Here is a 15,436-nt window from a genome sequence, read left to right as displayed (position 1 = left end):
CGTCAGGATCAGGCACAACAAGGCCGACAGCGCAGCGGCAAAAAAACCGGAACAGAAGATGTACACGAAGGGATTACGTGGCTGCGCGCGCTCCACCAGGATGGCGCAGCACTCGGTGACCCGCACCGGCAGCAGGATCAGCAGAGCGCCATTGACCCCGACAGCGGCCAGGTCCTGACGCCCGAGCAACACCAAGCCCACCTGCGCGACCAACCCGCCGACAATCGCCAACGGCCAATCCAGTAGTAAGGTCACGGCGGTCATGCCGATGAAGTGATAGGACACACCGGTATCGAAGTCCCGTCGCACCAGCCACAGCATGAACAGCGCAAACACCGTACCGAACAACAGATGCTGGCGGCGGCTGTCGCTGAACAGTTCGACCCATGGCGCTCGTGCAATTGCCCAGATCAGTGCCGGTATATAGATCAACCACCCCATCGTCAGGGTTTGGGATGACAGTAACTCGGCACCGATCATGGCTGGGCACACTCCTTTGTCTTACCAGAAGAGAACAGGTCATCAGTCTACACCGCCCTTTGATTTTGCTCTGGAGGGGCGTTTTACGATTGGGGGGCATATTCGTTGCTGCGGTAATGGCGGCTCTTTGGTGGCGTACATATCCATTTTTTTGTAACGGCCACTTATGGTTCCGCCCTTACGGCGGGTCACTTTCGAAAAGCGCGAAAGTAACCAAAGCGCTTTTGCCCCTCCATTCGGCCTCTCGAGGGGGCGGTGCGTCAAAATCAAAAGCGAGGCGGCCTACCAGCCGACCTGGTTGGACGCGGGTACATATTCCCCCAGTAGGAGCTGCCGAAGGCTGCGATCTTTTGATCTTGCCGTTGCTTTGACTTTTGATCTTGATCTGTCTCGCCGTTACCGCAGAAACGGATATACCCCCAATAAAAAAGACCCAGCGATTGTTACATTTCCTGCAAGACTGAATCAGACCCAGCCCCCTTTATCCCCCGCAGACAAAGACTAAAATTCAGACACTGGAACCCACACAGAGCACAGAAAAATGAAAACCCTGACCAGCCTGCTCCTGACCCTCGCCGCCACCTCGGCCCTGGCCGCCAACGAGCCAGCCGCTGCCACCCCGTACAACCCGGCACAACCACTGGACATCGCCAAGGTCGTTTCAGTGACAGACACCGCAACCGCCTGCGGAGTCGTGCCAGCGACCATGGAATATATCGACCATCAGGGCCAGACCCATCGCGTGACGTACGAAGTCATGGGCAACTGCACCACCGATCTGTGATCGCTCCGGTCATAACAACTTCCATGTGTAGCTGAGAATCAGGCGGTTCTCGTCGATATCACTGCGGTAGTTGGAGCGCGCCATGGCGTTGCGCACGCGGATCCCGAGGCCTTTGAGGCTGCCGCTTTGCAACACATAGCCGATGTCCAGATCGCGCTCGCGGTCCTTGCCTTCAAACCCCTTGCCGGTGTCGACGTTATTGCCGGTGATGTAACGCACGGTGCTGGTCAGCCCCGGCACGCCGAGGGCGGCGAAGTCGTAGTCGTAACGCGCCTGCCAGGAACGCTCGTCGGCGTAGGCAAACTCGTAGGTCGGCACCTCGTTGCCCAACGGAGTGATGTTGGCAAACACTCGCGGGAAGGCGCTGTCGCCGAACATACCCTGATAGCCGACATAAAACGTGTGACCGCCGCGCTTGGCCGACAGCAAAGAGAAGAACGCCTGGTTGTCGATGTTGCCCAGTAATTTTTTGCCGTCCTCGCGCGAATCGTAATAGCCAAGGTTGGCGCCCAGGGTCCAGTCACCCAACGGCTCGCTGTGCTTGAAGCCGAGAAAGCGCTGGTTGTAGATATCCTCCAATTGCCCGAACCAGGCGCTGACCGAGCTGCGTTTATCATTGAACGCGTAGTCGGCGCCGGCAAAGTTGAAACCATCGCTGCTGACCTGACGCTGGGGTACATGACCGAGCATGGCTTGCATCTTTTCATCGCCAGCCTCGTTGCGCAGGCTGGTCGAACTCAAATGACCGCCCTGTAAGGTCAGGCCATCGATCTCATTGGAGCTGATGCTTGCGCCCTGATAACTGGGCGGCAGCAGACGGATATCGCTGAAGGCCAGCACCGGCAGGTTGGGTTGCAGCTCCCCCACCTTCAATTCGGTCTTGGAGTAACGCACCTTCAGCGCGCCCCCCAGACGACTGTATTCATTCGCCGCGCGTCCATCATTGCGCACCGGCAGCAAACCGGTATTGACCCGGTCCGGGCTGCTGTCGAGTTTGAGGCCGAGCAGGCCAATGACATCCACACCAAAACCGACAGGACCCTGGGTATAACCGGATTTGACGTTGAGAATGAAGCCCTGTGCCCACTCTTCGGCCTTCGACTGTTTATTGGCCCCGACGATGTCGGAGAAGTCCCGGCTGAAGTAGTAATTGCGCGCTTGCAAGGTGGCGGTGCTGTCTTCGATGAAGCCGCCCTCGGCGGCCACCGCACCGGTGGAGAAACTCGAGACGACAGCGATGGACAACACTGACCCGGTTGTTGGAAAAATCTGTTTCATCGTTTTTTCTCTTATTTTTATTGATCGACAGGTTGAAGTGCTTCAGTCGCAGCATTTGCGCTACGAGCGATGGGACGCCGGGCGTTTAACAACCAGTGGGTGACCATGCCGAAAATCAGTCCCCAGAAAGCGGCAGACAACCCAAACAGCGACATGCCCGAGGCGGTGGTGAGAAAGGTCACCAATGCGGCTTCACGATCACTCGGCACCGCCATTGCGCCARCCAGTGCCCCCGCTATCGCAGCGAACAACGCAAGCCCGGCCAAGGCCGCGATCAGTTCTTTGGGGAACGCCGAAAACAACGAAACCAGCGTGGCGCCGAAGATCCCCAGCACCAAATAACAGAGACCGCCCACCACCCCGGCCACATAGCGTTTGCCCGGGTTTTCATGGGCCTCGCGACCGGTACAGATGGCGGCGGTAATCGCCGCCAGATTCAGCCCGTGACAACCGAACGGCGCCAACAGCGCAGTGCCCAACGCACTGCTGGCGATGATCGGGCCGGCGGGCGTTGCGTAGCCGCTGGCGCGCAGCACCGCCATGCCGGGGACAAACTGGCCGGTCAGCGCCACCATCACCAGCGGCAAGGCGATATTCAGCGTCGCGCTCAAACTGAACGCAGGCGTGATCCACACTGGCGTAGCCAAACCGATCACCAGCGCTTCGCGGTGCAAATCACCGGCGAGAAACGCGATGGAACAGCCCACCAGCAGCACCATCAACACCGCATAACGCGGCATCACCCGTTTGCAGATCAGGTACGTGGCAAACATCGCCAGCACCAGCTGCGGCTTGCCTTGCAACGAGACGAACAACCCGGTGCCGAAACTGAACAGAATCCCTGCCAGCATCGCCGCCGCAATCGCCGCGGGCAGTTTGCCGATGATCCGGTCAAATGCCCCCGACACCCCGACCAGAAAGATAATCAGGCTGCTGACCAGGTACGCGCCCACCGCTTCGGGCATGGATATTCCCGGCAACAGCGCCACCAGCAACGCCGAGCCCGGCGCCGACCACGCGATGATCACCGGCACCCGGTAACGCAAGCTCAAACCGATGCCGAGCACGGCGCTGCCGATGGAAATCGCCCAGACCCACGACGACAGCACTTCTCGCGAGAGGTGAGCGGTTTCGGCGGCCTGAAAGATGATCACCAGGGGGCCCGCGTAGGAAATCACCGTCGCGATAAATCCGGCCACGGCAGCCGACAAGGAAAAATCCCGGAATAACGCTTTCATGAAACGTCGCCGACAGACCCGTCACGCGAACCATGGCGCAGGCCCGACAGCGCTTGTTTGACACTGCGCTGACTGCTGATCGCGAACACGGTCATGGCAATGGCGGCCACCGCACCGGGCAAGGCAAACGCCATGAAGTTCAGTTGCAGCGGCAGGCTGATCCCCAGCAAGGCACCGCCCAGCAGCGGGCCGACGATGGCGCCGTTGCGGCCGATGCCCGACGCCCAGCCCAAACCGGTGGAGCGAATGGCCATGGAGTAGAACTGCGCGGCGCAGGCGTACAGCAGTATCTGCGAGCCGATGGTGGTGGCGCCAGCGATGGCGATCAGCAGGTACAACACCGGCATCGGGCTGTTGAAGCCAAGCAAGGTGATCGATACGGCTGCACCGGCGAAGAACACCGCCAACACGCGTGGCAGGTTGAGTTTGTCACCCAGCACACCGCCGCCGACCGCGCCAAAAATGGCGCCGAAGTTGAGTACCAGCAGGAACGACAGGCTCGAGCCCAGGCTGTAACCGGCGCTTGCCATCAGTTTCGGCAGCCAGGAACTCAAGGCGTAGACCATCAACAAGCAGCAGAAAAACGCCAGCCACAGCATCAGCGTGCGCAGCGCCCGCCCCTCACGAAACAACTGCAACACCGGGGTGCCGCTGCCCTTCACTTCGCTTATGTGCAGCTGATCGCCGGTTTGCGCGATGTACGCCGGATCGACTCGCTGGAGAATGTTGCGCGCCTCTTCATTGCGCCCCTGACGCAGCATGAAGCCCACCGATTCAGGCAGGAAGTGCATGATCAACGGCAACAGCAGCAACGGCAGCACCGCCACGTAAAACACCGACTGCCAGCCGAAACTTGGGATCAGCACGATGCCGAGCCCCGCCGAGAGCATGCCGCCCACCGAGTAGCCGCTGAACATGATCGCCACCAGCGTGYTGCGGATTTTCTTCGGCGCGTATTCGTTCATCAGCGCCACGACGTTGGGCATCACCCCGCCAATGCCCAGCCCGGCAATGAACCGACAGAGGCCAAACTCGGTGGGGTTACTGGCAAAACCGTTGAGCACGGTAAAACCGCTGAACAGCATCACGCACAGGGTGATGGCTTTTTTACGACCGATCTTGTCTGACAGCGGGCCGAAAAACAGCGCGCCGAACATCATTCCAAACAGTGCATAACTTCCCAGTGCGCCGGCTTGCAGAGGACTGAGCCCCCACTCTTTCATCAGCATCGGCAACACCACGCCGTAGATCACCAAATCGTAACCGTCGAAAATGATGATCAGGGCGCACCAGAACAGCACCATCCAGTGAAAGCGGTTGAATCGTGCCTTGTCGATAACCTCATGTACGTCAATCTTGCGCATGGCATCTATCTCTTGTTGTTGTTTTTTTAAGAGTCGGTAACGCGGCTAACGTCCGTACAGCCGAGGGTAAAGTCGCCAGGCACGGGGCAATATCCGCTTTGCGCAGATCGCTATCCGTTTTGTGCACCGCTCGGAACCGGGCGTTGGGCGGGGAAAGAGGGTCTTGAATCAGAGAAACCTGTGGCGAGGAGCACGTCTATGCTGGATTTACCCGGCTCATGCCTTTGCTCCTATAGGAGGAAAAATCGATGGTTCCCACGCCAATTTCCGAAAAGGCTTTTTCCCGAGGTCTGCTCGATGTACTGATTCGTGCCGGGTTGATCGCCGTTCTGGTGGTTTTCTGCTTCCAGATATTCAGTCCATTCCTCGATCTGATGCTGTGGTCGATAATCCTGGCAATCACCCTCTACCCGTCACAAGTCAGGTTCAAAGGCGCGCTGGGAAACAAGGATGGGCTCAGCGCGACGCTGATTGTGCTGATCGCCATCTGCATCCTTATGGTGCCTGCCTATTTGTTGGGAACCTCGATTGCAGACTCCGTGGAACGGGCGATAAGCATGGTCAAAAGTGACAGTTTCCATATCCCCCCTCCGTCCGACGCGGTGGCCGGCTGGCCACTTGTGGGCAAACCCCTTCATGGCTTATGGACACAAGCTGTCACCAACCTGCCCGACCTGCTACAGAAGTTCATACCGCAAATCAAAGGTGTCAGCCTCTCCCTGCTGAGCAAGCTGGCGGGGGCCGGCATGGGGCTCCTTTTATTTATCTTTGCCCTGATTATTGCCGGTATTTTTTTAGCCTATGGTGAAAGTGGCCACCGCAGCGCAGTGCAAATCGCTTCGCGCTTCTGCGGCCCGGTCAAGGGACCGAAAATCACCGAGCTGTGCACCGCGACCATCCGGGCAGTGGCGTTGGGCGTGGTCGGCATCGCCTTCATCCAGATGCTGTTGATCGGCATCGGCTTTGTGTCCATGGGCATCCCCGGCGCAGGTCTTCTCGCCTTGGCGGTGCTGCTTATTGGCATCATGCAATTACCGGCCACCCTGATTACCCTTCCGGTCATCGTCTACGTCTTCGCGAACGAAGGTGCCAGTACGGCGACCATTGTGTTTGCCATCTATGTCTTCGTTGCGGGCCTGGTCGATAACGTCCTCAAGCCGTTGCTGTTAGGCCGAGGTGTCGATGTGCCAATGCCGGTGGTGCTGATCGGTGCCTTGGGCGGCATGGTCACGAGCGGTATCCTCGGCCTGTTTATCGGCCCTGTGATATTGGCTGTCGGTTATCGGCTGTTCTGGCAATGGGTGGACGATAAAGCGCAAGAACCCGGGACAGACCGCCAGGGACCGATCTGACACGTCTGCCGAGGATATCGCCATGCTGTTGAATCTACTCGCCGGTCTCCCCGTGATGCTGTTCTGCCTGCTGATGCAAGCCGTTTTCATAACTATCTGTTTGCGCCATTACGTGCATTTCAGGCATACCCATCCAAATCGTGAATCGCAATGGCTGAATATCCTGTTGCTGTCGATGGTCATGGTGCTGATGTTGCTCGGCAATTTCGTGCAGATCGCCATCTGGGCCACCCTGTTCATGTTGCTCGACGAATTCGACGAATTCGCCACTGCGCTCTATCACTCGGCAGTCAACTTCGCCACGCTGGGCTATGGCGATATCATCATGTCCCCACGCTGGCGTCTGCTTGGCCCACTGGAAGCAGCCAACGGCATCCTGATGTTTGGTGTCTCTACCTCAGTCATGACCGCTGCGGTGATGGATGTCATCAAACACAGCATGGAAAGGCTACAACAGCGCGAACACCTATAGGTACGTCAGAAAAAGCAGGTAAGGTTCTATCTGAAGAAATCGCGACCGACTTTTTTCTTTTGCGACAGACTTTATTATTCAGATCACATTTGAACGCTAAGCTTGGGCCTATGGATGACTCCGATTATTTACGCCTGCTGACCATTGCGGCCGAGCAAGCCAACACGTTCCTTTCCAATGCCCGCAAATGGGAGCGTGAGCGTTGGGTTTGCCAGCGCCTGCTGCAAGGTCTGAACATTCCCTATCGCGCCGACGAGTTTGCCCCCGCCGGAGAGCCGCCGGACGTGCTGTTTCGCGACGCGAATTTCGAGGTGTTCTTCGTGCTCGACGAGGGCCGGCGCCTCAATGATGAATGGCGTGATGAGCTGCAACGTCGGCGCAGCGCGTTCTCCCTGAGCCAACTGGTGCGCCGCGAGGCCAAGCCCCGGCGGATCCCGGCTAATGAATTTCTGCTGAGACTGGCACCAACCTTGCGCAAAAAAGCCCACAACTACAAAGAGCGCGGCATGGACCTGGGGGATCTGGACATCATCGCCTTCGCCAGCCTCAAGCGCGAAGTGCTGGACCTCAACAGCCACTTCCCGCCGCCCACCGAATACCTGCGCCAGGGCTGGCGCTCGTTGTCGCTGGTCGGCCCGACCTTCGCCCGCGTACTCTTCGCCCACCCGGATGCCCCGGATTTCCTGCGCAGCAACCTGGGGCGCAGCATCGTCTTCGATGTCGGGATCAGCTTGTGAGTCCCGCCACATATAGCGGCAACCCTGCACAGGATGGCGCAATCACTGGCCGAATGTTACAAAGCGCAATCGTTCACCCGAACCACATGCACCGTTCAACGCTTGCAGACAATCTGCTGTAACGTCTGCACATTCAGCAACGTCTACCCGACGAGGCCTTTATGACCAGCCGCCTGAACCCCGACGACCAGAAGCATGTCGAAGAGTACCTGCACCTGTCCCAGCACCAAGTCGAGCGCCGGCCTTTCCGGCCGTGGATGCTCCTGGTGGTGGTGTTGGCAGTGACCATTGGTTTAGGCCTGTTGAGCCGACTTATCAGTTACCTGACGCTATGAGCTGCCTTGCGCTCGCTCGGGTAACGGTACAGATTTCTTTTAGCCTTGCGAGATATCCCCATGACTCATCGTATTGTCATCGTTGGCGGCGGCGCCGGCGGTCTGGAGTTGGCTACCCGTCTGGGTAAGACTCTGGGCAAGCGCGGCACGGCCAGTGTGATGCTGGTCGACGCGAACCTGACCCACATCTGGAAACCGCTGTTGCACGAAGTGGCCGCTGGATCGCTCAACTCTTCCGAAGACGAACTCAACTATGTTGCCCAGGCAAAATGGAACCATTTCGAGTTCCAGCTGGGGCGCATGAGCGGGCTCGATCGCACACAGAAGAAAATCCAGCTGGCCGCCACCTACGACGATGCTGGCCTTGAACTGGTACCCGCGCGCGAAGTGCCTTACGACTCGCTGGTGATTGCTGTCGGCAGCACCACCAACGACTTCGGTACTCAAGGCGCGGCGCAACACTGCCTGTTCCTCGACACCCGCAAGCAGGCCGAGCGCTTCCATCAGCAACTGCTCAATCACTACCTGCGCGCGCACGCCGGACAGACCGACACCGTGCAACAGATCAGCGTGGCCATYGTCGGCGCCGGTGCCACCGGGGTCGAACTGGCAGCGGAACTGCACAACGCCGCCCATGAACTGGCGGCTTATGGCCTGGACCGGATCAAACCGGAAAACATGCACATCACCCTGATCGAAGCCGGACCACGGGTTCTCCCGGCGCTGCCGGAGCGGATCGGCGGGCCTGTGCATAAAACCCTGGAGAAACTCGGGGTCAACGTCATGACCAATGCCGCGGTCAGCGAAGTGACCGCCGACAGCCTGATTACCGCCGACGGCCAGGTAATCAACGCCAGCCTCAAAGTCTGGGCCGCCGGGATTCGTGCGCCGGGTTTCCTCAAGGACATCGATGGCCTGGAAACCAACCGCATCAACCAGCTGCAAGTGCTGCCGACCCTGCAAACCACCCGCGACGAGAACATCTTCGCCTTCGGCGACTGTGCGGCCTGCCCGCAACCGGGCAGCGACCGCAATGTGCCGCCGCGTGCCCAGGCGGCCCACCAACAGGCTTCGTTGCTGGCCAAATCGCTGAAACTGCGGATCGAAGGCAAGGCCCTGCCGGAATACAAATACACCGACTACGGCTCGCTGATCTCGCTGTCGCGTTTTTCGGCTGTGGGTAACTTGATGGGCAACCTGACCGGCAGCGTGATGCTCGAGGGCTGGCTGGCACGGATGTTTTACGTGTCGCTGTACCGCATGCACCAGATGGCGCTGTATGGCGCGTTCCGTACGGCGATGTTGATGCTGGGTAGCAAGATTGGGCGTGGGACCGAGCCGCGGCTCAAGTTGCATTAAGAGCTTCGGCGTCACTTAGGGCCTCTTCATGGGCAAGCCTCGCTCCTACAGTTCGGAGTCAAATCGAAAGATGCGATCGACTCCCCCGTAGGAGAGAGGCTTGCCCGCGAATCATGCGTCCCGGTCCAACTTCCTGACACCTACGTGTCTCACTGTATCTGCCCCACGATTTCACCCCTTCGCTTACAAACTCCCTCCTTGCACGACACAGTAGCGATACACCGCGCCCGCTAAATGGCCACACCCGAGCAAGGCACCGCCTGCTTCGGTCATCGCCGCACTTGCGTGGCGTCCTTTATCGAACGGTTGTGTCGTGCAACCCAGGAGATTTGTAATGTCCCGTACCACTACTCTCAGCAAAAACACCGTTGGCCTGCTCGGTGCCGTCCTGGCCGGCGGCCTGATGTTGTCCGGTTCCGTATTCGCCGCGCAGCCACTGACCCAGGGCTACATGGTCGCCTCCGCCGAAACTTCGGTAAAAACCCCAGAAGGCAAATGTGGCGAAGGCAAGTGCGGCGATGCCTCGATGGCCAAGACCGACACCAATGGCGATGGTCAGGTGTCCCGTGCGGAGTTCCTGAAAGTGGCGCCCAAGGGCGACTTCGACAAGATCGACACCAACCACGATGGTCAAATCTCGGAACAAGAGGCTTTCGACAATGTGAAAGCCAGCTACGAAGCCAATGGCAAACAAATGCCAAAAGGCTTGTTCGAGCACCTGAAAGACAACAGCTAAGCCAATGAAGACCAGGCCCTGCTTCTCCATCGAGGAGCGGGGCTTTTTTTCGTCCGGCGGATTTACAACTGAAACCGCTGCACCATGGTCCGTAACGAATTGGCCAACTGCGACAGCTCATGGTTGGAGGCGCTAGTCTGATCGGCGCCAGCAGCGGAGCGTACCGACAAATCGCGAATGTTCACCAGGTTGCGATCAACTTCACGCGCCACTTGCGCCTGCTCCTCGGCGGCGCTGGCGATCACCAGGTTGCGTTCGTGGATCTGGTGAACCGAAGCGGTGATGGTCTGCAGCGCTTCGCCCGCATGCTCCGCCAACGCCAGGGTGCTGGCGGCCCGCGAGGAGCTGGCTTGCATGGAGTCCAGCGCCTGGGTTGAGCCAGTACGCATGCCCTGAACCATTTTTTCGATTTCCTGAGTCGACTGTTGCGTGCGGTACGCCAAGGCACGCACTTCGTCGGCAACCACCGCGAAACCTCGACCACTTTCGCCCGCACGCGCCGCTTCGATGGCCGCGTTGAGGGCGAGCAAATTGGTCTGTTCAGCAATGGCACGAATCACATCCAGCACCTTGCCGATGTCCTGAGACTGGCTGGCCAGCGACTGCACCAAGCCGCCCGTCGTCTGTACATCGCTGGCAAGGGCGCTGATGGCACTCACGGTTTCGCTCACTCGCTGATGGCCAACGTGTGCCGACTCACTGGATTGGCGCGTGGCGTCAGAGGTAGAAACCGCGTTGCGTGCGACCTCCTCCACCGCGGTGGTCATTTCGGTGACGGCTGTCGCCGCTTGTTCAATCTCGTTGTTCTGCTGTTGCAGATTCTGGGTGCAGTCGAGGGTGACCGCGTTCAATTCATCGGCTGCCGTCGCCAATTGCGCCGCCGAACCGCTGATGCCCTGCAAGGTGTCACGCAGGTTGTGTTGCATGGTCGCCAGCGCCTTGAGCAAGCGGCTCACTTCGTCGTTGCCATGGGTCTCGATGGGGCGGGTCAGATCGCCTCGTGCCACGTTTTCCGCAGCGTTCAACGCCTCTGCCAAGGGTTTGACGATGCTACGGGTCAACAGCATCGCAAGGCCGACCGTGGCCAGCGCCGCGAGGGCAATAAACAGGCTGACGATCATCCGGGAGGTGGCATAGTGCTCTTGGGATTTCCGGCTCTCGGCGGCCACTAGCCGGGTGAACAGTTCCGCCAGATCGTTGAGCTGTTTGCCCGAACCGTCGACAACAGTCTTCATGTCGACCAGCARTAGTTTGGTCAGCTCGTCACGCCTCCCTTGCTCAGCGAGGGTGAAGGATTGGGCGATGCCGCTGCCGTAGGCGGCGAAGGTTTTTTTGAACTGGTCATACAACTCCTGGCCCTCAGGGGTGGTGACCAATTTGTCATAAGCGGCAATTTTCTCGCTCAATTCCTTGTCGCGCGTGTCCATTTGGCTGCGGTAAGTGGCGATGTTCTTCGGATCTTGATCCAAGGCCATGCGCAGGGAAATGGTACGGATGCGCAGCATGAGCTCGCGGATCTCGTCACCGCCGCGAATGCTCGGCAACCATTGGGCCTCCACCGCCACCTCGCTGTCGCGAATGCTCGACATCTGCCCCAGTGCAAATACCCCGAGCAATGCCACCAGTACCGCGATCAAGGCAAAACCCAGCGCGGCGCGAGGGGCAATATTCAGCTGACGAAGAAACATAACGAGCGCCTTTGTTTTTATTGGCTGGAGTCGAGGCCCTGTCCATGCCCCGTTAGCTCGTTATCGGCAAGTTGTACGATGACTTGAAGCGATCTGCTTTTTCGCAGACAAAAAAAAATCCCCGTATCTTTCGATACGAGGATTTTTAATATGGTCGGGGTAAGGGGATTCGAACTCCTGACATCCTGCTCCCAAAGCAGGCGCGCTACCGGACTGCGCTATACCCCGGTAAAAAAAAGGCACCTTTGAAAGGCGCCTTCTGCGAACAGAGCTTTTGGCGTCTGATCTTAAGATTCGATCCCAGCGTTAACTGGTTTCAAAAATGGTGGGTCGTGTGGGATTCGAACCTACGACCAATTGGTTAAAAGCCAACTGCTCTACCAACTGAGCTAACGACCCAAAAATGGTCGGGGTAAGGGGATTCGAACTCCTGACATCCTGCTCCCAAAGCAGGCGCGCTACCGGACTGCGCTATACCCCGGTTTGAAATTGGCTCCGTGACCAGGACTCGAACCTGGGACCCAATGATTAACAGTCATTTGCTCTACCGACTGAGCTATCACGGAACTACATATTTCAATTTACAACTGTGAAGCTTGCTTCAGCTCTTCGACTCGTTCGCATCGCTGCGTTCGTGTGTCTGAGGCGCGCTATTCTACAATCTTAAGCACCTCTGTCAACCCCCTAAATTGCTTTCAAGTTAATGATTTGCAACTTATTTCAGATTCCTGCTTGGGGAGCAGAAACCCTCTCGGGGTGACTTACTGCGGGGCGCACTTTACAAGCATTTTCCTTTGAGTTCAACAGCCTATCGAAAAAAAGGCCTCGCAATGCGAGGCCTCTTTCATTTTGTTGCCACTGGGGATCAGACAAAGACGATTTCGTCGTGTTCCACCACACCTTTGGCGGTCTCTCCGGGCATGAAACGACCCGATAGAATCAGCTGGGCCAGCGGGTTCTCGATCCAGCGCTGGATCGCCCGTTTGAGCGGCCGTGCGCCATAGACCGGGTCGTAACCGACAGCAATCAGCTTATCCATCGCTTCCGGACTCAGCTCAAGCTTCAGCTCGCGTTCGGTCAGACGGCTACGCAGGCGACCCAACTGGATCTCGRTAATGCCCGCGATCTGATCCCGAGCCAGCGGCTCGAAGATCACCACTTCGTCGACCCGGTTGATGAACTCCGGCCGGAAGTGCGTGGAAATCGCATCCATCACCGCTGCGCGCTGCGCTTCGCGATCCCCTATCAGTTCCTGGATCTGTACCGAGCCCAGGTTGGAGGTCATGACGATCACGGTATTTTTGAAATCCACCGTGCGGCCATGGCTGTCGGTCAAACGGCCATCTTCAAGCACTTGCAGCAAGATGTTGAACACATCCGGGTGGGCCTTCTCGACCTCATCCAGCAGGATCACCGAGTAAGGCTTGCGACGCACCGCCTCGGTCAGGTAACCGCCCTCCTCATAGCCCACGTAGCCCGGTGGCGCGCCGATCAGACGAGCCACGGAATGCTTCTCCATGAACTCGGACATGTCGATCCGTACCATCGCCTCTTCAGTATCAAAGAGGAACTCGGCCAGCGCCTTGCACAACTCGGTTTTACCGACACCGGTCGGGCCGAGGAACATGAACGAACCGCTCGGGCGATTCGGATCGGACAACCCGGCACGGGAACGCCGCACTGCGTTGGAGACGGCGATCACGGCTTCGTCCTGACCGATCACACGTTGGTGCAACAGGCTTTCCATCTTCATCAGTTTTTCGCGCTCGCCCTCGAGCATTTTCGCCACGGGGATGCCGGTCCATTTCGACACGACTTCAGCGATCTCTTCTTCAGTCACCTTGCTGCGCAACAACTGGTTTTCGCTTTTGCCGTGCTGGTCGACCATTTGCAGGCTGCGCTCCAGGTCCGGGATCACCCCGTATTGCAGCTCGGCCATGCGGTTCAGATCGCCTTTACGGCGCGCGGCTTCCAGTTCCTGACGGGACTGTTCGATTTTCTGCTGGATCTGTGCGGAACCCTGGACCTCGGCTTTTTCCGAGTTCCAGATCTCTTCGAGATCCGAATACTCACGCTCGTGACGGGCGATTTCTTCCTGCAATTTTTCCAGACGTTTCTTCGCCGCGTCGTCGCTTTCTTTCTTCAGCGCCTGGGATTCCACCTTCAGCTGAATCAGGCGACGCTCCAGACGGTCCAGCACTTCCGGCTTGGAATCGATTTCCATGCGGATGCGGCTGGCGGCTTCGTCGATCAGGTCGATGGCCTTGTCCGGCAACTGGCGGTCCGTGATGTAGCGATGGCTGAGCTTGGCCGCGGCGATGATTGCACCGTCGGTGATTGCCACCTTGTGGTGAACTTCGTAGCGCTCTTTCAGACCACGCAGGATGGCGATGGTGTCTTCTTCGCTCGGCTCGTCCACCAAGACCTTCTGGAAGCGCCGCTCGAGGGCCGCATCCTTCTCTATATATTGACGGTACTCGTTGAGCGTGGTCGCGCCGACGCAATGCAGCTCACCGCGAGCCAATGCCGGTTTGAGCATGTTGCCTGCGTCCATCGAGCCTTCGCCCTTGCCCGCGCCGACCATGGTGTGCAACTCGTCGATGAACAGAATGATCTGCCCTTCCTGCTTCGACAGTTCATTGAGCAGGGACTTGAGGCGCTCTTCGAACTCGCCGCGGTATTTGGCACCGGCAATCAATGCCCCCATGTCCAGGGACAAAAGGCGCCTGCCTTTGAGACCGTCCGGCACTTCACCGTTGATGATGCGCTGAGCCAGGCCTTCGGCGATGGCGGTTTTACCCACGCCAGGTTCACCGATCAGCACCGGGTTGTTCTTGGTGCGGCGTTGCAGAACCTGAATGGTGCGGCGAATTTCATCGTCACGGCCGATCACCGGATCGAGCTTGCCCTCTTCAGCGCGCTTGGTCAGGTCGATGGTGTATTTATCCAGCGCCTGGCGTGATTCTTCCTGGTTGGCGTCATTGACCGCCTCACCGCCGCGCAGATTGTTGATCGCGTTTTCCAGCGCCTTTTTGCTCACGCCCTGGCCGAGCAGCAATTTGCCGAGCTTGCTGTTCTCGTCCATCGCGGCGAGCAGCACCAGTTCGCTGGAGATGAATTGGTCACCCTTCTGCTGGGCCAGGCGATCGGCCTGATTGAGCAGGCGTGCCAGATCCTGCGACATGTTCACGTCACCGGTCGGGTTCTGGATTTTCGGCAGCTGATCGAGCGCTTTGGTCAGCTCTTTACGCAGGCTGTTGACGTCGAAACCCACCTGCATCAGCAGGGGTTTGATCGAACCACCCTGCTGTTCAAGCATGGCCTGCATCAAATGCGCCGGTTCAATGGCCGGATGATCGAGGCCGACAGCCAGGGACTGGGCGTCGGACAAGGCTAACTGCAGCTTGCTGGTTAAACGGTCTATACGCATGGGTTCACCTTCCTTTTGAGCAGGCCGGACCTATAAACATCCCGAATAAAGAAACCTGCCAGATACCGCTATAGATGTGGTCGATTCTGGGAGATTCAAGCGTCGTGCAGTTGATGTAGATCAGAGAAGTCTAGCGTTCGAGCCAGATCAGAGAGGCAAACCGGCCGGTGCGTGGACTGCGGC

The 15,436-nt window shown here is 58.3% G+C and carries 13 protein-coding genes and 4 tRNA genes; 7 read left to right on the top strand and 10 right to left on the bottom strand.

The window, feature by feature from the left end:
- A partial coding sequence (locus AC1DLB_RS05030; protein ID WP_477784684.1) for an energy-coupling factor ABC transporter permease occupies positions 1-480 on the bottom strand: 480 nt, incomplete at its 3' end.
- A gap of 541 nt (positions 481-1,021) precedes the next feature.
- On the opposite strand from AC1DLB_RS05030, the gene AC1DLB_RS05025 reads away from it, so the two are divergent.
- Entirely contained in the window at positions 1,022-1,264 is a 243-nt protein-coding gene (locus tag AC1DLB_RS05025) for a DUF2790 domain-containing protein (RefSeq protein WP_477743881.1), read from the top strand.
- A gap of 9 nt (positions 1,265-1,273) precedes the next feature.
- Here AC1DLB_RS05025 and AC1DLB_RS05020 read toward each other — a convergent pair whose 3' ends face one another.
- From AC1DLB_RS05020 to AC1DLB_RS05010, 3 genes are read right to left on the bottom strand one after another with little or no spacing between them, the layout of a single operon-like run.
- Positions 1,274-2,542 carry an OprD family porin gene (locus AC1DLB_RS05020; RefSeq protein WP_477743880.1) on the bottom strand — a complete coding sequence of 423 codons (1,269 nt, stop codon included), beginning with the start codon at positions 2,540-2,542 and terminating at the stop codon, positions 1,274-1,276.
- 17 nt (positions 2,543-2,559) lie between these two features.
- Positions 2,560-3,780, bottom strand: coding sequence for a benzoate/H(+) symporter BenE family transporter (locus AC1DLB_RS05015; RefSeq protein WP_477784683.1), 1,221 nt, complete (start codon positions 3,778-3,780; stop codon positions 2,560-2,562).
- Positions 3,777-5,144 (bottom strand): MFS transporter, encoded by a 1,368-nt coding sequence (locus tag AC1DLB_RS05010; RefSeq protein ID WP_477784682.1) that lies wholly within the window; start codon positions 5,142-5,144, stop codon positions 3,777-3,779. The genes AC1DLB_RS05015 and AC1DLB_RS05010 overlap by 4 nt, the downstream gene beginning before the upstream one ends.
- Before the next feature lie 248 nt (positions 5,145-5,392).
- Between AC1DLB_RS05010 and AC1DLB_RS05005 the strand changes: the two genes are divergently transcribed.
- From AC1DLB_RS05005 to AC1DLB_RS04980, 6 genes are all read left to right on the top strand, one after another.
- The gene (locus AC1DLB_RS05005; protein ID WP_138866323.1) at positions 5,393-6,496 is read left to right on the top strand and encodes an AI-2E family transporter; all 1,104 of its coding nucleotides are present in this window, start codon (positions 5,393-5,395) and stop codon (positions 6,494-6,496) included.
- A 22-nt stretch (positions 6,497-6,518) separates the two neighbouring features.
- Positions 6,519-6,968, top strand: a complete 450-nt coding sequence (locus tag AC1DLB_RS05000) for a potassium channel family protein (RefSeq protein WP_018930176.1) — start codon at positions 6,519-6,521, stop codon at positions 6,966-6,968.
- A 110-nt stretch (positions 6,969-7,078) separates the two neighbouring features.
- Complete coding sequence (locus AC1DLB_RS04995) at positions 7,079-7,705, top strand: DUF1780 domain-containing protein (protein WP_007938395.1); 627 nt, start codon at positions 7,079-7,081, stop codon at positions 7,703-7,705.
- A 161-nt stretch (positions 7,706-7,866) separates the two neighbouring features.
- The gene (locus AC1DLB_RS04990) at positions 7,867-8,040 is read left to right on the top strand and encodes a DUF3094 domain-containing protein (protein ID WP_007938396.1); all 174 of its coding nucleotides are present in this window, start codon (positions 7,867-7,869) and stop codon (positions 8,038-8,040) included.
- A 60-nt stretch (positions 8,041-8,100) separates the two neighbouring features.
- Positions 8,101-9,399, top strand: coding sequence for an NAD(P)/FAD-dependent oxidoreductase (locus tag AC1DLB_RS04985; RefSeq protein WP_019581250.1), 1,299 nt, complete (start codon positions 8,101-8,103; stop codon positions 9,397-9,399).
- Between the two features lie 334 nt (positions 9,400-9,733).
- Positions 9,734-10,135: an HvfA family oxazolone/thioamide-modified RiPP metallophore gene (locus AC1DLB_RS04980; RefSeq protein WP_477743876.1), complete on the top strand. Its 402-nt coding sequence runs from the start codon at positions 9,734-9,736 to the stop codon at positions 10,133-10,135.
- Between the two features lie 62 nt (positions 10,136-10,197).
- Here AC1DLB_RS04980 and AC1DLB_RS04975 read toward each other — a convergent pair whose 3' ends face one another.
- The 6 genes from AC1DLB_RS04975 to clpB all read right to left on the bottom strand — a co-directional run bounded on the left by AC1DLB_RS04975 (position 10,198) and on the right by clpB (position 15,253).
- Complete coding sequence (locus tag AC1DLB_RS04975) at positions 10,198-11,823, bottom strand: methyl-accepting chemotaxis protein (RefSeq protein WP_477748773.1); 1,626 nt, start codon at positions 11,821-11,823, stop codon at positions 10,198-10,200.
- A gap of 151 nt (positions 11,824-11,974) precedes the next feature.
- Positions 11,975-12,051, bottom strand: a tRNA-Pro gene (locus AC1DLB_RS04970).
- Positions 12,052-12,146: 95 nt separating this feature from the next.
- A tRNA-Lys gene (locus tag AC1DLB_RS04965) sits at positions 12,147-12,222 on the bottom strand.
- A 5-nt stretch (positions 12,223-12,227) separates the two neighbouring features.
- Positions 12,228-12,304, bottom strand: a tRNA-Pro gene (locus AC1DLB_RS04960).
- A gap of 9 nt (positions 12,305-12,313) precedes the next feature.
- Positions 12,314-12,389, bottom strand: a tRNA-Asn gene (locus AC1DLB_RS04955).
- Between the two features lie 299 nt (positions 12,390-12,688).
- Positions 12,689-15,253, bottom strand: a complete 2,565-nt coding sequence (clpB, locus tag AC1DLB_RS04950) for an ATP-dependent chaperone ClpB (RefSeq protein WP_477784681.1) — start codon at positions 15,251-15,253, stop codon at positions 12,689-12,691.
- Between the last annotated feature and the right edge of the window lie 183 nt (positions 15,254-15,436).

The sequence above is a fragment of the Pseudomonas sp. 05N434 genome (assembly GCF_056396965.1).
Note: the sequence above shows the minus strand (reverse complement) of the source record. Positions and strands in the feature narration are given on the sequence as shown.